This window comes from Bradyrhizobium algeriense, from assembly GCF_036924595.1.
In the GTDB taxonomy this organism is placed as follows: domain Bacteria; phylum Pseudomonadota; class Alphaproteobacteria; order Rhizobiales; family Xanthobacteraceae; genus Bradyrhizobium; species Bradyrhizobium algeriense.
Genome location: NZ_JAZHRV010000001.1, coordinates 6,356,080 through 6,372,934 on the forward strand (window position 1 = coordinate 6,356,080; position 16,855 = coordinate 6,372,934).

16 protein-coding genes and 1 pseudogene are annotated in these 16,855 nt (G+C 64.6%); 5 read left to right on the forward strand and 12 right to left on the reverse strand.

What is annotated here, in order from left to right; all coding sequences use genetic code 11:
- Nucleotides 1–82 precede the first annotated feature (82 nt).
- On the reverse strand, nucleotides 83–778 hold the full coding sequence (locus tag V1286_RS30635; RefSeq protein WP_334485980.1) for a hypothetical protein: 696 nt from the start codon (nucleotides 776–778) through the stop codon (nucleotides 83–85).
- A gap of 128 nt (nucleotides 779–906) precedes the next feature.
- On the reverse strand, nucleotides 907–1,155 hold the full coding sequence (locus V1286_RS30640) for a hypothetical protein (RefSeq protein ID WP_334485983.1): 249 nt from the start codon (nucleotides 1,153–1,155) through the stop codon (nucleotides 907–909).
- Between the two features lie 151 nt (nucleotides 1,156–1,306).
- Between V1286_RS30640 and V1286_RS30645 the strand changes: the two genes are divergently transcribed.
- On the forward strand, nucleotides 1,307–1,960 hold the full coding sequence (locus tag V1286_RS30645) for a hypothetical protein (RefSeq protein ID WP_334485985.1): 654 nt from the start codon (nucleotides 1,307–1,309) through the stop codon (nucleotides 1,958–1,960).
- Here the strand turns inward: V1286_RS30645 and V1286_RS30650 are convergent.
- Nucleotides 1,957–2,880, reverse strand: a complete 924-nt coding sequence (locus tag V1286_RS30650) for a DMT family transporter (RefSeq protein ID WP_334485988.1) — start codon at nucleotides 2,878–2,880, stop codon at nucleotides 1,957–1,959. The two genes, V1286_RS30645 and V1286_RS30650, sit on opposite strands and share 4 nt — an antisense overlap.
- A gap of 95 nt (nucleotides 2,881–2,975) precedes the next feature.
- Between V1286_RS30650 and pdxR the strand changes: the two genes are divergently transcribed.
- Nucleotides 2,976–4,409: a MocR-like pyridoxine biosynthesis transcription factor PdxR gene (gene pdxR / locus V1286_RS30655; RefSeq protein ID WP_334485991.1), complete on the forward strand. Its 1,434-nt coding sequence runs from the start codon at nucleotides 2,976–2,978 to the stop codon at nucleotides 4,407–4,409.
- 25 nt (nucleotides 4,410–4,434) lie between these two features.
- Here the strand turns inward: pdxR and V1286_RS30660 are convergent, their stop codons facing one another.
- Nucleotides 4,435–6,765 carry a mechanosensitive ion channel domain-containing protein gene (locus V1286_RS30660; RefSeq protein WP_334485994.1) on the reverse strand — a complete coding sequence of 777 codons (2,331 nt, stop codon included), beginning with the start codon at nucleotides 6,763–6,765 and terminating at the stop codon, nucleotides 4,435–4,437.
- Nucleotides 6,766–7,006: 241 nt separating this feature from the next.
- A complete protein-coding gene (locus V1286_RS30665) occupies nucleotides 7,007–7,987 on the reverse strand; it encodes an NAD(P)H-dependent flavin oxidoreductase (protein WP_334485997.1) in 981 nt (326 codons plus the stop codon).
- Nucleotides 7,988–8,146: 159 nt separating this feature from the next.
- Here V1286_RS30665 and V1286_RS30670 point away from each other — a divergent pair.
- A pseudogene (locus tag V1286_RS30670) lies at nucleotides 8,147–8,589 on the forward strand (AMP-binding enzyme); the annotation flags it as partial.
- Nucleotides 8,590–8,740: 151 nt separating this feature from the next.
- Here the strand turns inward: V1286_RS30670 and V1286_RS30675 are convergent.
- From V1286_RS30675 to minC, 4 genes are all read right to left on the reverse strand, one after another.
- On the reverse strand, nucleotides 8,741–9,229 hold the full coding sequence (locus tag V1286_RS30675) for a GFA family protein (RefSeq protein ID WP_334486000.1): 489 nt from the start codon (nucleotides 9,227–9,229) through the stop codon (nucleotides 8,741–8,743).
- Between the two features lie 66 nt (nucleotides 9,230–9,295).
- A complete protein-coding gene (gene minE, locus V1286_RS30680; RefSeq protein ID WP_334486003.1) occupies nucleotides 9,296–9,592 on the reverse strand; it encodes a cell division topological specificity factor MinE in 297 nt (98 codons plus the stop codon).
- Complete coding sequence (minD, locus tag V1286_RS30685) at nucleotides 9,589–10,404, reverse strand: septum site-determining protein MinD (protein ID WP_108512175.1); 816 nt, start codon at nucleotides 10,402–10,404, stop codon at nucleotides 9,589–9,591. The genes minE and minD overlap by 4 nt, the downstream gene beginning before the upstream one ends.
- Nucleotides 10,405–10,423: 19 nt before the next feature.
- On the reverse strand, nucleotides 10,424–11,125 hold the full coding sequence (gene minC / locus V1286_RS30690; protein WP_334486008.1) for a septum site-determining protein MinC: 702 nt from the start codon (nucleotides 11,123–11,125) through the stop codon (nucleotides 10,424–10,426).
- Nucleotides 11,126–11,621: 496 nt separating this feature from the next.
- Between minC and V1286_RS30695 the strand changes: the two genes are divergently transcribed.
- Together V1286_RS30695 and V1286_RS30700 are read left to right on the forward strand one after the other, a co-directional pair.
- Nucleotides 11,622–12,305: a hypothetical protein gene (locus tag V1286_RS30695; RefSeq protein ID WP_334486011.1), complete on the forward strand. Its 684-nt coding sequence runs from the start codon at nucleotides 11,622–11,624 to the stop codon at nucleotides 12,303–12,305.
- Nucleotides 12,306–12,371: 66 nt separating this feature from the next.
- On the forward strand, nucleotides 12,372–13,940 hold the full coding sequence (locus V1286_RS30700) for an ABC transporter substrate-binding protein (RefSeq protein ID WP_334486014.1): 1,569 nt from the start codon (nucleotides 12,372–12,374) through the stop codon (nucleotides 13,938–13,940).
- Nucleotides 13,941–13,992: 52 nt separating this feature from the next.
- Here V1286_RS30700 and V1286_RS30705 read toward each other — a convergent pair whose 3' ends face one another.
- The 3 genes from V1286_RS30705 to V1286_RS30715 form a co-directional block, all read right to left on the reverse strand.
- On the reverse strand, nucleotides 13,993–14,766 hold the full coding sequence (locus tag V1286_RS30705) for a thioesterase family protein (RefSeq protein ID WP_334486017.1): 774 nt from the start codon (nucleotides 14,764–14,766) through the stop codon (nucleotides 13,993–13,995).
- A gap of 127 nt (nucleotides 14,767–14,893) precedes the next feature.
- On the reverse strand, nucleotides 14,894–15,631 hold the full coding sequence (locus tag V1286_RS30710; RefSeq protein WP_334486020.1) for an SDR family NAD(P)-dependent oxidoreductase: 738 nt from the start codon (nucleotides 15,629–15,631) through the stop codon (nucleotides 14,894–14,896).
- A gap of 97 nt (nucleotides 15,632–15,728) precedes the next feature.
- Complete coding sequence (locus V1286_RS30715; protein ID WP_334486023.1) at nucleotides 15,729–16,817, reverse strand: substrate-binding domain-containing protein; 1,089 nt, start codon at nucleotides 16,815–16,817, stop codon at nucleotides 15,729–15,731.
- Between the last annotated feature and the right edge of the window lie 38 nt (nucleotides 16,818–16,855).

A 16,855-nucleotide genomic window follows, 5' to 3' on the forward strand; every position in this document is an offset into this window, starting at 1 on the left:
AACGCGTGGCATGGGCCGATGTTCCTGCACGGCAGCGTGAGGGAATTGGAACTGGCGGCGCTGCAATCGCAGTGTTCGCCGCTCAAATCATCGCGGCGACTTTTTCCAGGCCGATGATGCGGGCGAGCGAGCGGACTTCGCTCTTCTGGTCTTCACGCAACTGGAACAGCAGCGGCATCGCCGCCGATTTCAACTGCTGGACTTCTGCGGATTCGGGATCGATCGGCACGCCCGCAGCGGTCGGGTTGGCCTGCCGGCCCGCATGAATCTTGCGGGCGACGGCGCGCAGCGCGCTCTCCACCGGCGGCCAGTAGGATTCCTGCGACGCGGACAGTTTCAGGCGATCCTTGATTCCGGCGATCTGGACGTCGCTCAGGAGCGCGTAGTTCTTCTGGGGTTGCGGCTGCGGCTTGGCAACGGCCTTGGGCTTCGGCGGCGCCACAGGCGATGATGCGGCGGGCGCCATCGGCGCGGCAGGCGCGACTTCCTTCGGCAGCCCGGTATCGGCGGGGCCGGTCGAGGCATAGGCCTGGCGCAACGAATCGCTCAGCGCCGCGGTGGTCTGCGGCGGCTCATAGGCGGCCACCGCATAGGTCACGACAGCCAGCCGGTCCTTCTTGTTGGCCCTGTTCGAAACCGGCGCCTGGACGGCAGCCGTGGAAGCGGCAGCCAGCTGGGGCGACGCCGCAGGTACGCTGTCGCGGCCGAGAATGGCCGTGGCGGCAGCGCCGACCACGAGAAAGCAGATCAGCGCAACGATGGTCATCGTTTTGGTCAAAAAGGTCTCCATTCCCGCCGACGTCTGGCCCTTTTGTCGAAAACTGGATGACAATTGAGGCGTTACGATGCCAATCGGCGCCGTAACGCGATCAAAAAGCGGGGGAAATCGTCCCGAAACAGCCGGAATCAGGCCACCGCGGCCAATTCGTAGGCCTCCTGGATGTCAGCAACGATATCGGACGCCTCCCACAGGGCGTCGGCCTCGATCGCCTGCAGGGTGACGGTCCAGTTGCTCTTGCGGCTGCGGGGCAGGCTGACGACCTCGAATTCGATACCGCGGCACAGCGGATGCCGATCGAGCGCAAACATCACCCGCCGGGTGATCTCGTGGAGGGTCGCCGGGGTTTTGGCAGCAAGATATTGATCGAGATCCATTCCTTTACCCCTTCGATTTGCCGTCCGGCCGGCCATGGCGGCCGACCATCCTCTGGGGCTATTGTTGGGGCCGATATGGTTAACGGCGCGTTAAGCCTCGCAAGGGCACGGGCCGGAACCTTTAGCGAACAGCGGAGCGGAACAGCCCGGCATGGCCGCAGCGATGCCTCAGACGACAACGGCCACGACCGGGCCGTCGGTTCGCGCCGCGCTGGTGGCGGCCATCGCGATTTCAGCCTTCACGCTGTCGGTCGCGACATTCGAGCTGTCGATGGCGGACTGGCCGTCCGGCTTCGTCCTGCTCGTCGTCGTGCCGCTGGTAGCGCTCGTGTTCTTCGGCGGCATCGTGTGGTCGGCGACGCTGCTTTTGAAGATCCGCTCGGGCGGCGCGAAATTCGCCCTCCCTTTCCTGATCTGCGCGCTGACTCTCGCCATTCTCGCCTACGCACCGCTGCACAAGATCGCCCTCGAGCAGAATTTCCGCTGGCACCGGCAGGTCCGCGAACGGATCGTGGCGCAGGTCGAGGCCGGCGAACTGAAGCCCAACGTCTCCTACAACAAGAACCTGATCGCGCTCGGCGCCCGCGAACCCAACGTTTCCGCAGGCGGTAACGACATCGTCGTCGACGAGACGGACGAAGGCACCTACGTGCTGTTTCTGACCTCGCGAGGCCTGAAACGCTATTTCACCGGCTTCCTGCACGTGCCGCCGGGCGGCGATGCCAAAAAATTCTTCGAGTTCGAGGACAAACCGCCGAGCCAACTCGTCTACTACGACAAGGACTGGTATTTCGTGGCGAATTAGGACGATGGCTTGACGCGCATCGTCGCTCGCGGCCACCCGCCCGCGACGGTGCCGAGCGCGATGCCGCCGATTATCAGCGCCATCGCCAGAAACAGCGACGGCTCGAGCGGCTCGTTCAGCATCACGGTCGCGCTGATGATTCCGAGCAGCGGCGTCGCCAGCAGGCACAGCGACGTGGTGACGGCGGGCAGGCTCCGGTTCACCATCGTCATCGCCCAGTTGGCGAACGCCGTGCAGACGATTCCGCTATAGAGCATCAGGGCGGAAAGACGCGCGGTCCACACGATGTGCGGCGCGCCTTCGGTGATCCAGGCAATGGCCGAAAGCAGCGCGGCCGCCAGCAATACCTGCCAGAACACGAGTTGGAAGGGCGTCGAAATCCATTTATGCGCCCGGACGTAGACGATGTTGCCGGCCCAGCAGAACGCTGCGAGCAGAATCAGGCCGCTGCCGAACAGCGCGTCGCGGTCGCCCGAGTTCAGCGTCTGCGGGTTGAAGATGACCGCAAGCCCCGCCAGGCCGCAGCCGATACCGATGGCGCGCCTTCGCGTGATGGGCTCCGACAGCAACATGGCTGCGCCGATCGCTACCCATAGCGGCGTGGTGTAGCCGAGCACGATCGCCCTGCCCGCCGGCACGAACTGCAGACCGGCCGCGACCAGCGCCGAAAACGCCACCAGATGCAGGATCGAGGTGCAGAATACCACCGGCAGGTCGCCGCGCTTCGGAACGATGAATTGCCCCTGCGCCCACAACATCGGCGCCAGCATCGCGGCGGCGATCATGCAGCGCAGTGCCGTCGCCCATAATGGCGGCACGTCCTGCACGATCATCTTGGTCACCGGCCAGTTGGTTCCCCACGCCAGCACGACACCGGCGAGCAGCACCGCTGCGCTGCGGGTTGAAAGTCCACTGGCCATCTCGAACGCGTCCCGTCACGAAGTGATCCGCATTGCCTAGCCCTTCGACTGGCCCTAATGAAAGAACCAGTCTTGGCAGATTTGTGGTGCCAGTTATGGACGACCTGTTGCCCGGAATGCTCGACCTCGCCCGTGACGGCAGCGAAACGCTGACGCGCCAACTGACCGATCAGTTGCGAGGGCTCATCGCCAGGGGACGCCTTGCGCCCGGCCAGCGCCTGCCGTCGAGCCGGCAGCTTGCGCAGTCGCTCGATGTGTCGCGCAACACCGTCTCGTTTGCGATCGAGCAATTGGCCGCGGAAGGCTACCTCGCGCTTTCCGCCGGACGCCGTCCGGAGGTAGCCGCGGGCCTGTCACTCGATCGCAGGACTTCGCCGCGAAGCAACCGCGCCGGAAGCCCGCGGATAAACCTGTCGGCCTGGGCAGGCGGCCTGCACCGGGCCGACTGGCCGCCTGTTCATGACGGACCGCCGCGGCCGTTTCAGCCCGGACTGGCGGACGAACGCGAGTTTCCGCACGATGCGTGGAGCCGTTGCCTCCGCCGCGCGGCGCGAAATGCACCGCTGCGCCGCGACCGGCCGATCAACCATCCACCGCTGCAGGAAGCCCTGCTCGGGCATCTCGTGGTTCATCGCGGGATCAAGGCCAAAGCCGGCCAGATCCTGATCGTGCCGACGGCGCAAGCCGGCCTGACGCTGGCCGCCAATGCGCTGCTCGAGCGCGGCGACCACGCCTGGATCGAAAGCCCGGGCTATGGCGGCGCCAACGTCGCATTGCATGCCGCCGGAGCCGTCGTTTCCGCCATCCCGCTCGACGCGCAAGGCATGGCCATCTCCCCGCCTAAGGATGCGCCGCGGCTGATCTTCGTCACCCCATCGCACCAGTATCCGACCGGGCGGCTGATGCCGATCGGCCGCCGTCTTGAACTGCTTCGCTTCGCCGACGCTGTGGGCGCCTGCATCATCGAGGACGATTACGACGGCGAATTCCACTATGAGGCGCGCCCGGTGGCCGCGCTGCAGGGGCTCGCGGCGTCGCCGCGCGTGTTCTATCTCGGCACCTTCTCGAAGGCGACCTATGCGGACATCCGCTTCGGCTATCTCGTCGTTCCCGAAGCGCTGATCGATGTGTTCGAGATCGCGCAGCGCCACACGGGAATGTTGGCGTCGATCACGATGCAGGATGCGCTGGCCGAATTCATCAGCGCGGGCGCCTATCTCGGCCACATCAGAAGGATGATGCGCCTCTACAAGGGACGGCGCGACCGCATGCTGCAGGCGCTTGCCGCGGAAGCCGGCGGCCGGCTCAGCATCGAAGCGCCGGCCGGCGGCATGCAACTACTGGCAAGGTGCCAGGCCAACGACCGGCAATTGTCGGCGCGGCTGCTCGAAGCCGGCGTTGTCAGCCGTCCGCTATCGGGCATGCTGTATCACAAGACGGGTGAGCAGGGCCTGTTTCTCGGCTTCGCGGCGTGGAATGAAAAGGAGATCGATCAGGCCGCACGCATCCTCGGCCGGATCGTTCGCTAGGTCTCATGGCCGTACTCGTGGCGAACTAGCCAGCCGCCCGCCTCGGCGTTGCAGTTGCGGCGACATCGGCGGGCGCCGGCACCTGCACAAGAATGGTTTGAGCACCGGGCGCGATTTCGACGCCGCACTCCTGGAATCGCCGCTTCATGCGGCGGTTGAATTCGCGTTGCACCGGCCAGCGGCCGGCATCGGTGCAGCGAATCTGGCCGACGATCGAGGCCATCGAGCCGTCCACCTTGTCGACGCCCCACAGTTCGAGATCGCCGCGGATCAGGTGCTGGAATTCCGCCTCGCGGCGCATCTCGGCGACGATGTCCTTCAATATCTGGCCGGCGCGGTCGGTATCTTCCTTGTAGGAGACGTTGACGCTGACGGCCGCGTTGCCGGCGCCGCGGCTCGAATTGGTGATCGTCGTCACCGCGCTGAACGGCACGATGTGCACCGAGCCGTCGCCGGAGCGCAGACGAAGCGTGCGGATCGATACGTTTTCCACCACGCCCGACAAGCCTGACAGCGTGACGTTGTCGCCGACCTGGACGGTGTTCTCAAGCAGCAGAAACAGCCCGGTGATGAGGTCCTGCACCAGCTTCTGCGAGCCGAAGCCGATGGCAATACCGACAATGCCGGCGCCGGCCAGCAGTGGCGCGACGTTGACGCCGATTTCGCTCAGCGCGGTGAGGCCGACGACGATGACGATCACGCACAACAGCGCGGTTCGCAGCATCGGCTGAAACGTGCGCAGCCGCGCCGCGCGCGCGTAATGGCCCTCGCGCGACAGCGCATTGATCTTGCGATCCAGCAACGCGTTGCTGACTTCCCAGATTGCCGCCGCAGCGAGCGCGGCAATGCCGACGGTCACCACCGCCGACAGCAACCGGCTGCCGATCTGGCCGCCATAGAACCAGACGACGGCGTCGACGCCCCATACCTCCAGCAACGCAACGAGGCCGATGAAGGCAATCACTGTAGAGACGATGTTGCGCAACAGCGGCAGATAGCGGTTGGCGCGGGTCTCCAGGCCCGGAAAACGCTGCAGGAGATCCGGGCTGATGCGAAAGCCGCGGTCGATCAAGCTCAACACCAGGATAGTAGCGAGACGCATGATCAGCACGACCGCGATGGTGCCGACGAAATATTGCAGCAGCAGCGCGTAGCCGTTGCGGATGTTCAGCGCCCACACCGCCCACAGAGCGAGATCGAGCGCGATCGCGAGATAATGCCAGAGGCCGGCGACGCGGTTGCGTATCCTGGCCGCAGCGCCGTCGCGGCCCGCCGGCGCGCGAATGGCGTCGGCGACCTGGCGGCGGCACTGCAGGATGACGACGACGACAAAGAGATGCACGACCAGCATCACCAGGCGCAGCACCGTTGCGTAGCCGGCGCGGTGCAGGCCGAGCAGCAGGGCCACATTGGCGAAGGCTATCCCAGCGACGGCGACGGTAACGATGCGGCGCGCCCATATCTCGATATAGGCTGCCGTTTCGGCGCGAACCCGAAACAGGCCGAACGGCCCGGCCAGCGCCCGCACGACGCAAATCAGCGCGCGCGACAGCGCATAGGCATTGACGACCGCGAGGATCACAAGCCGGGTGGTTGAGAGATCGCCGATCCCTGTGCCCAGCAACATCGTGGCCACCCCGATGAAGACGAGCACCGGCAACAATTCAAGCGCGAGACGTCCGAGCACGAAGGGCAGCCTGATCAGCGACTGCCAGGTGCGCGCCAGGCTGAGGCGCCGTTGCTGCAGCTTGGGTTCCGCAACGACATCCGCCGCCGACGACGGCGGATCGACCACGGCCAGCGTCTGCACCGGGGCGCGCGCGGTTTGCGGAAGCCGCGCTTCCAGCAGCGCCACCGGCCGCTTGATGAGGCGGAAGACCAGCCACTCGACAGCAAGAGCGCAGATGAACACCAGCGCCAGTTTCCAGGCGATATCGAGCAGTTGATGATAGGCGGACGGATCGTTGGCGGTCCGCACGAACCAGTAATAGAACGCCCGAAAATGCGTCAGTGTTCGCACCACATCGGCGACCTCGCGCGAGATCTCGCCGACCTGCTCGGACACCGAAAGCAAAAGCTGCGCGCCGAGGCTGTCCGCCGTCAGCGGTATCGCGGATTTCGGCTCAGGCGCCGCCGCTTGCGGCGAGGCATTGGCGATCGCGCGCAACGTCTCGATCACCTGCGCGCGCTTCTTGTCGTCGGAGAGCGTCTCAAGCGCCCGTTTCGCCTGCTCGGGCGAGAGCACGTCAGCCTTATCGGCGGCAGGCGCAGTCGGCGCGCCGCCGGGCTGGGCGAAAGCCGGAAGGATGAACAAGACGCTGGCGAAAAGGATCGACGGCAGGAGCTTGAGCGACACGAAGACCTCTTTGGAAAAAATGCGCCCGACGGCAAAACCGGGATCGGCCTTGCCCTCGTGCTTGCGTCATGTCGGATTGCCTGTTTTCGCCGCCTTCCTGTGTCGGAAGTTTGCCATTGCGACGGTTTTCTCTTGGCATTTGCTCGCATCACAGCGACGCGACTGCGATCAAGCGCATGGAACTTCGCAAATGCTGCAAGATGCAAATGCTGCAAGACGAGAGGCGCGAAGCGGTAACGCCCTAGCCAGGCCTGACGCGCGCGGCGGCCTCGCGAAACTCCGCTGATGTGCGCGCCACAAGCTCATCGACCGAAAGCAGCTCCGTCACCCCCGAAACGGAATGCCCCGCGCTCCAGATATCCTTCCAGCGTTTTGGACGACTTTCGCGCGCGCCGATGTCGATATCCTTGCCGATATCGATCGCGCCGCGCAGCGGCAGATTATCCGGATCGAGACCGGCGGCCTCGATCGATGGGCGCAGCATGTTGGTCTGCAGGCCCGTGAACGCCGACGTCAGCAGGACATCGTCGGCTGTGCTGGCAACCAACAGCTCCTTGTATCTGATATTCGCCATGCTCTCGCGGGTAGCGATGAATTTTGTGCCCATATAGGCAAGGTCGCAGCCAAGCGCCTGCGCGGCGCGCAACGCGTGGCCGTCGGAGATGCCGCCCGCCAGCACCAATGGTCCATCGAAGAACGCCCGCACGGCGCGCACGAACACGAAGGGATTGAGCCAGCCGGTCTGGCCGCCCGCGCCGGCCGTCAGCAGCACCAGGCCGTCGGCGCCGGCAGCAACGGCACGCTCGGCATGGCGGATGGAGGCGACATCGGCAAATACCAGCGCACCGGCATCATGCAACGGTCCAATTACCGGCGCCGGCGATCCAACCGAGGTGATCACCATTTCGGGCCGGTGCCGCAGCAGCACCATTAGATCCTGCTCCAGCCGCGCATTGGAGCGGTGCACGATCAGGTTGGCGCAGACCGGCGCCGACGGCTTGCCGCCTGCATCCGCATGCGCCTTCAACCTGATGTCGATATCCGTCAGCCATTGGTCCAGTTGTTCGGAGCTGCGGCAATTCACCGTGGGAAACGAACCGATCACGCCGTTGCGGCAGGCGGCCACGACCAGTTCAACACCGGAGACGAGAAACATCGGTGCCGCGATCAGCGGCAGGCTGAGGCGGTCGCGAAAGCGCGCGAGGGGATCGATTGTTGGCAAAGTGCTTCTTCCCGACTTGAGCGGACTTCTTGTTGTGTTGGCGTTGCCGGAACATTGGCACGGGCGAAGGCCAATTACAAAAGCAAGCGGGAGGAAGAAGATGAGCAATCCGCTCTACGCGTTTCCGGCGGCATGCGAACAGACGTTGCGGGCGCTGGCGAATACTGGAAGCGGCCGGACGCGACGGCGGAGACGCTGAGGAGCGGCTGGCTGCACACCGGCGACATCGCACGATCAGACGAGCGCGGTTACATGTTCATCCTCGACCGCAAGAGGGACATGATCGTCTCCGGCGGCTTCAACATCTCCCGCGCGAGGTCGAGGATGTGTTGTCGCAGCATGCCGACGTCGCGACGGTCGCCGTGGTCGGCGTGCCCGATGACAAATGGGGCGAGGCCGTCACCGCCGTGATCGTCGCGCGCGAAGGTGCCCGGCCGAACGCGGACGAATTGATCAATCCGGTGAAAGCCAAGAAGGCCTCGGCGCACGCGCCAAAACACGCCAAGTTCGTTAACGAGTTGCCGATGACCGGCGTCGGCAAGGTCGACAAGAAGGTGCTGAAGGCGGGCTTCTGGACCGGCCGAGAACGGATGATGGGGTAGGTACTGCTTCGTGTCCCGGACGCGGTGCAGCGCGGAGCGCTGCTCCGCAGAGCCGGGACCTACAATGGCGACGAGTTGCTTGCTGGATCCCGGATCAGCAGCGCACCACTCCGCTATCGCGGCTCATTGCGCCTCATCCGGGACACGAACGCTATTTCGACGCAAAGAACTCCGGCCACATCGCACGCCATGCCGGCAACAGGCTTCCCCAGCCGTTCGGCTGGGTTTCGATGCACTGCGCCCCGGGCGCCGGTTGCACCCATGGCTGCGCACTCCGCATAAAGAAATGCGCGGCCGGCATCAGCCATGATGTGTCATCGAGCGTTCCGGCACGAAGACTGACGGTTTCGGGCCGTCCGTCACGTTCGCCATAGAGCCGCGTGCCGCAGTTGCCGCAAAACCGCGAAATGACCGGCGTGCCGTTGGGCGAGGTATGATGCCAGCCATGCGGCTCACCCTTCAGAATCCGAAAGTCCTTGAACCTCACCGGCATGTTGAGTGCAAACGCACTGCCGGTCTGGCGCTGACAATCCGTGCAGTTGCAGGTGTAGAGCAGCAACGGAAACGACGTGATCTCGTAACGGATCGCGCCGCACTGACAGCCGCCGGTCATCGGAAGCGAAGGTCGGGTCGATTTCATGGTCGGACTCGAGCGAAACGATCGCCGCATCCTACCGGTAAATCCATCCTCGATCGATACCGCCCTTCAGCCGGCCATGCGCCTTTCCACCAGCGCCTTCGCCTTGTCGAAATTGTTGGGCACTTCGATGTCGACTTCGAGCGTCGAGACGGTCTTGCCCCGCTCCAGCTTGACGATCACCTTGTCGGGGTCGAGCTGCACGTGTTTCGACACCACCGCGAGGATTTCCTCCCGCAGCGTGACGAGCAGGTCGGACTGGCCGAGCAGCCCGCGCTCGTGCGACAGCAGAATCTGCAGCCGCTCCCGGGCAACCGGGGCGGTTGCAGCGCGGCTGCCGAACAGCCGCAGCAGCCTCATGCTCATGCAGCCCTCCGTCCGAGTAGCCGGTCCATGAAGCCCTTGCGTTCGGCGGGCACGACCATGGCGACTTCCTCACCCATCAGGCGGCGCGAGGCATCGATATAGGCGCGCGCCGGCGCGCTCTCGGCATTGTTGAGCGTCACCGGGGTGCCGACGTTTGACGCTTTAAGTACTTCCTGGCTCTCGGGGATGATGCCGAGCAGCGGGGTGGCGAGGATTTCGAGGATGTCGTCGATCGTGAGCATCTCGCCGCGCGCGGCGCGTGCCGGATCGTAACGGCTGATCAGCACGTGCTTTTCCACGCGCTCGCCGCGTTCCGCCCTCACCGTCTTCGAATCGAGCATGCCGATGATGCGGTCGGAATCGCGCACCGAGGAAACCTCGGGATTGGTGACGATGACGGCTTCGTCGGCATAGCGCATGGCGAGCGTCGCGCCGCGCTCGATGCCGGCCGGGCTGTCGCACAGGATCCAGTCGAACCGGCTCCTGAGCTCGGCGATGACGCGGCCGACGCCTTCGTCGGTCAGCGCATCCTTGTCCCTTGTCTGCGAGGCTGGCAGCAGCCAGAGATTTTCCAGCCGCTTGTCGCGGATCAACGCCTGCGGCAGCTTCGCGACGCCCTGCACCACATTGATGAGATCGAACACTACGCGGCGTTCGGCGCCCATCACGAGGTCGAGGTTGCGCAGGCCGACGTCGAAATCGACCACCACAACGCTCTGCCCGCTTTGCGCAAGCGCCGCGCCGAGCGCAGCCGTCGAGGTGGTCTTTCCAACGCCTCCCTTGCCCGAGGTAACGACCAGCACCTTGGCCATACGCGATCTCCTTAACCGGTTAATTCAGCGGGGTAATTTTCATGGTGTCCCCCTCCAGCCAGGCTTGCGCCGGGCGGTTGCGGAGCGAGATGTCGATTTCTTCTGCAGTCTGGTAGTAGCCGTCGATGGCGAGCAGCTCCGCCTCGATCTTCTGGCAGTAGATCCGCGCATTGGAATTGCCGTTGACGCCCGCCATCGCGCGGCCGCGCAGCGTCCCGTAGATGTGGATCGATCCGCCGGCGACGATCTCCGCGCCTGACCCGACCGAGCCCAGCACGGTGACGTCGCCCTCGATGAAGACGATCGACTGGCCCGAACGCACCGGGCTATCGAGCAGCAGCGAAGTCGGCTTCGGCTTGGCCTCCGGCTCGGGCTTCTGCACCGGCTCGTTTCGCGTGATCACGCAGGCGCGGCCGCCGGTCAGCAAGGGCGGCATGTTCGCCGCAAGCCGCTCTTCGTCCACGCCCTCGATGCCGAGGACGCGAATGCCGCGCTCGTTGAGGCTGTTCACGAGATGAGCGATGGCGGCGCCGGAGAGGTCGACGGATGCGAGATCGAGCACGATCGGCTTGCCGACGAAATAGCCCGGCGAGCGCGCCAGCGTGGCGTCGATTTCGGCGAGCCATTCCACGATCGGCACGACAGGGCTGAATACGAACGCGACATAGGAACGGCCGCGCAGCCGGACCAATTGACGCGTGGGATCCGCTCGTACGTCCATGATGTTTCGACTCGCCTTTCTTAGTGAATGGTTAACAATCGGCCAACTTGGTTAACGAGTAATTAATGCGGCAACCCGCGCTACGCGCAGAAAAGCCCGCAACGGGCGGCGAATCCGGCGCATTTGTGGCTGTTTCTTGCTGCCAACCGCGCGGAGCGCACGTCAAACCCTATCCCTATAGGGGTCTTGCGAGTTGTAGTTAACAAGACCTCAACTTACTTTCGTCACGTTTCCGACCTAAATTAGTCCTCGCGCGGTTCCAACAAACTTATGTGTGCTGGCAGCTGTAAGGGTCTGGCAGTCCATTCCGTCGGGCAGACGGACATTTGCCGGCAGGGGACTTAAGGCAGTGGAAGCCGTGGGGAAGGTGTGGCCGCGAGACATGATCTCGCAGCGAGAAGTGATCTCGCAGAAAGGTGTCGTCGGACGCAGGGACGACGCCCCACATTTTGATTCAAATCTTCCGACTAAACTTAGCGGCGGCTGGGGAGCGGACGTGGATTCCTCCGCGCGCTTGCTCCATGAGCTGGAACTCCTGTCCAATACGTCCGCATCCGTTTCGCCGCCAACCAATCCGCCGGGTCATCCGCCGAGTGCCAATCCGCCAAGTGTCATGAGGAGTAAGCGTATGAGTAGTGTCAGTGAGCAGGAACATCTCAATCCCCGCGATCCGCTGTACTACGCGCCGCGCTCGCTCCGTGAGCGGTCGGCGGCCCGCGGTGCAATCCCGGAGACGCCGTTTTCTCCGGTGTCGTTCGACTCCCAGCTCGAGAGCGCGGTATCCGATGCGCTGCGCCATCCGCTCGATCCCGAGCTCATGCACGAACCCGACCTGGAGTCGAAAAAGGCATTGTGGACCATCGCAGCGCGCTTCGCTGCCGCCATCGGCGTCGCGGCTCTCGTGGCGCTGTTCTTCGTCGTCGCCGTGCCCGGCTCGCGGCAAGGCGATGGTGAGCCGTCGACGTCGACATTCACCAACGTCACACAGTCGATCAAGAACGCGCTGTCTCAATCCGGAGAGGCTTCGCAAAAGCCTGCGATCAACGAATTCCAGGCTCTGCTCGCCTCCACCCCGCCGAGCGCTCCGGCGGCGTCCGAGCAGGACAGCCAATTGCTCAAGCAGTTCATGCAGTGGCGCGAGAAGCCGGATTCGGCCGCGCCACAACGTACCAACCCATAATTCAGACGGAGGGCTGACCATGCCCGAGAACCGACTTTCGGCGATCTTGTTCCCAAGGAGTCTGCCATGACCTCGCTCCGCGTCACCTTATTGGTCGGGGCCATGCTCTTCGGCATCGCGGGCAGTGCCCAGGCCGCCGGCGACATCACCATCGTGCGCGACCTTGCCGGCCGCGTCGGCCCCGTGATCGGCTCGGCACAGGCTTGCCGCGATATTGCGCGGCCCCGCATCCAGACCATTATCGACAAGTTTTCACAGGTGATCCGGGAAGCCTCGTCGAACGAGGCGGAGCGTTCCGATCTCACCCAGACATTCGATCGCACCGTGGCCGAAGGACGCGCCGCCGTGTCCTCGGGCAGGGTCGATTGCATCCGGGCCGACCGTCAGTTGGCCGATCTCGAACGCTCGATCTCCGGACCGAGCCTCTCCAGCGTCATCGGCCCGTCGCCGGCCGCCGCTGCGACCGCCGCCAACGCGGCGACCGCGCCGACAGCCAATGTGCCGGCCGGCCCGCTGCCGCGCGGCATCGGCGAAAAGGAAATTCGCTTCGGCATCGCGGCCCCCTTCTCCGGCTCGGCCCGCGAGCTCGGCCGCCAGATGAAACTCGGAATCGAAACCGCCTTCAACCGGATCAACGATTCCGGCGGCGTGGACGGCCGGATGCTGAAATTGTTCGCCGCCGACGACGGCTACGAGCCCTCGCGCACCGCCGAGGCCATGAAGCAGCTCTATGAAAAGGACCAGGTGTTCGGCATCGTCGGCAATGTCGGCACCCCGACCTCGGCGGTGGCGGTCCCCTATGCGCTCGAACGCCGGATGCTGTTCTTCGGGGCCTTCACCGGCGCCAATATCCTGCGCAACGATCCGCCGGATCGCTACGTCTTCAATTATCGCGCCAGCTATGTTCAGGAAACCGACGCGGTCGTTCGTTACCTCGTCAAGATACGCCGGCTGCAGCCCCGGCAGATCGCGGTCTTTGCGCAACAGGACTCCTACGGCGATTCCGGATTTGCGGGCGTCGCAAAGGCGTTCCGCTCGATGGGCGTGAACGACGGCGCGATCCTCCGGCTCAACTATGCGCGAAACACCGTCGACGTGGACGACGCGATCAATCAGTTGAAGCTCGCGAAGCCGCCGATCAAGGCGGTCGTCATGGTCGCGACCTACCGGGCCGCGGCAAGGTTCATCGAGAAGACGCGCGACCTCTATCCCGGGATGATCTACTCCAACGTTTCGTTCGTCGGCTCCACCGCGCTTGCCGAAGAACTGAAGCTCTTGGGACCGCGCTACACCAACGGCGTGATCGTGACGCAGGTAGTGCCGGCGGTGTCGGGCTATTCATCCGCCGTGCTCGAATACAAGAACGCGCTCGCCAAATATTTCCCTGGCGAGGCGCCCGACTACGTTTCGCTCGAGGGCTATGTCGCCGCCAACGTCCTGATCCAGGGCATCAAGCGGGCCGGGCCCCAGCTCGACACCGAGAGGCTGATCGACACGCTGGAGAACATGCGCAATCTCGACCTCGGTCTCGGGACCCAGCTGAGCTTCGGCCGCTCCGAGCACCAGGCCTCGAACAAGGTGTGGGGCACGGCGCTCGATGAGAGCGGACGCTATCAGCCGCTCGAGCTCGAATGATCAGGCAGCCGCGATATCAGTGTCGCGGCCTCACCACGCCGTCTGCCTGCGCTCAGCGCTTCTCGATCACCAGGCTCTGGATGACGCGGCCGAAATAGCCGCGCGCGTCGGCGAGCCGCGCCATCGCGAGCCCCGCGCCGTCGGGACCGATCCAGGATTCGGCATCGAGCAGGATCCAGTCGCCGGCCGGTTCGCGGGAAAAATTCACGGTCAGGTCGGCGTTGAGAAAGGTCCATTCGCGAAAATCCAGCACGGCGGAGGTGCCGTTGCAGAAATCCGCCGCTGCCATCGCTCGCATCGCCTGCGAAACGGCTGCGCCTTCCACGATCGGCCGGTCGACGCGATACCAGATCGCGCCGGGGCCGGGCGAGCCGAACTGGCCGCGGGCGGCACGCAGCGACATGCCGGTCACGAATGGGCTGGAGGAAAAATCCACCCGCTCGACCCGCGATTGATCCGGCCCCGGTAGCTCGACCGGCAGGATGGCAGCCTCGGGCGGCAATTCGTTCGCCTGCACCTTGATCTTCAGCACGGTCGCCCCGACCACGACGACGCCTTTGGCGAGCAGCCTGACGGCGCAGAGCTGGATCTTGCGCCCCTCGCGCAAGACTTCGCTCTCGATGGTCAGCGGCCCCACCGGCACGGGGCGCATCAGGTCGACGGTCACGCGGGCGATCCGCATCGGGATGGCCGTCGGAATCCGCTCCGCCGCCCACACCACCAGCGCCGCCGGCGGCGAGCCATGCTGCATGCTCGGGTCCCAGGGACCCGCAGCAAAGGGGCTGGTGACGACGTCGTTGCCGTCAACACGAAAGATGGCATCCATCGGGTGGGAGGTCCTGTCGATCAAAGGGAACAGCTTCTTGCCTGCTTCGGCGGAACGAGTCGAGGCCGTGGCGGGCAGAGCGCCGTGCGCCATTCGCGGGATACGCAGAGCAGGACAGCAGCAGGCTTCAAATGAACGCCATGCCGCCATTGAGGACGATGGTCTGCCCGGTCATGTAGCTGTTGCCCAGCACCATCGCGACCGCTTGCGCCACCTCGTCGGCCTGCCCCATGCGGCCGAGCGGGATGTTGCGCGCGAGATCGGTCCGGCCGCCCATCATGTCGGTTGCGATCAGCGACGGCGCCACCGCGTTAACGGTGATGCCTTCCTTGACCAGCCGCGCGGCATAGCCTCGCGTCAGCCCTTCCATGCCGGCCTTGGAGGCGTTGTAGTGCACGCCGATGGCGCCGGCGCCGCGCGCCGCACCCGACGAGATATTGACGATGCGACCCCATTTGCGCGCGCGCATCGCGGGCAGCACCGCCTGCGTGCACAGGAACGCCGATTTCAGGTTCACCGCGATGGTGCGGTCGAAATCGTCCTCGGTGAGGTCATCGACGCCGCGCACGATCGCCATGCCGGCATTGTTGACGAGGATGTCGATCGGCCCGAGCGCGGAAGCGACCTGCTCGACCATCGCCGCCACGGCCACCGCCTGCGAGACATCGGCCGCGACTGCGATCGCACGGCCGCCGCCGGATTTGATTTTAGCCACGACGGCATCGGCATCATCGGCCCGCTCGCGGTAATTCACCGCAACCGCTGCGCCGGCCTCGGCCAGCACGTGTGCAATCGCCGCACCGATGCCGCGGGACGCCCCCGTCACCAGCGCGACACGCCCGCTCAAATCCTGTCCGGTCGCCATCGAAACCTCATCTGACGTCAAATGCGGATGCAATCATATCACTGCGGAAGAGCGGGAGTCGAAACGCTGACGATGTGAACAGCGCCCCGGCAGAACATCAGATCGCGTTCGACCCCACGCTCTCCAGAAACTCCTTCACGGTACTGACCTTGCCGGTGTTGGTCGCGACATAACCGGGCAGGCTCGCAACCCCCTCCTGGAACTCGCGGCCCTTCATGATGTCGATGATGCGCCGCATCGGCTCGGTTTCCAGAAATGCCCGCTTGCAGACGAAGAAATAGTCTTCCGTCAGCAACCGGATGAAATCGAGCCCGAACTGCCGGGCGGCGGCCTCGACGCCGAAACTCACATCCGCCATGCCGCTGGCGACATAGGCCGCGACGGCGGCGTGGGTGAACTCCATTTGCTGCGCACCGTTGATTTTGGCCTCGTCGACCTTGTGCAGCGCCAGCAACTGATCGAACAGCAGCCGCGTGCCGGAATCATGGTCGCGGTTGACGAAGCGCGCCTTGCGCTCGACGACATCCTCGAGAGAGCTGATCTTCAGCGGGTTGCCGCGCTTGACCATCAGGCCCATCTCCCGCGTCACGAAACTGATCACGCGGTCCTCGCGCGGATCGAGCCATTCCCTGCACGCCCGAATGCCCTGCACGCGCAATTCGCCGCGCGGCAGATGCACGCCGGAAAGATCGCACGCGCCCTGCGCCAGCGACACCAGCGAATTCTGATTGCTGACATAACGCAGATCGACGCCGATGCCGGGTTCACGGTCCAGCAATTCGCGCAATTTCGACACCGCAAAACCGTGGCTGGCGTGTACGCGGATAACGGACGGGCGCTGATGCAGGAACGGCTTGATCTCGGTGACGAGTTCCTGCGCAAGATTTTCGAGCTGCGGACCGAGCCGCGCCTGCATGCGCTCTCCGGCCCAGACCAGTTTTTCGCCGAAGGCAGTGAGCGCCGTGCCCTTGCCGCGCTGGGTCTCGACCAGCGGCACGCCGAAGAAATCGGACCATTGCTCGACCAGATTCCAGACATGCCGATAGGAGAGCTGGGCGTGCTTCGCCGCGCTGGTGAGTTTCCCGGTCTTTCGGATTTCATTGAGAACGCCGAGCATCACCACCGCCGTCTCCGGGCTGCCTTCCTTGTGAAATCGCCAGACGGTTTCGATCTCGACGTGATGCATCGCGCTAACTTATGAAGTCGACTGCATATCCATGCAAA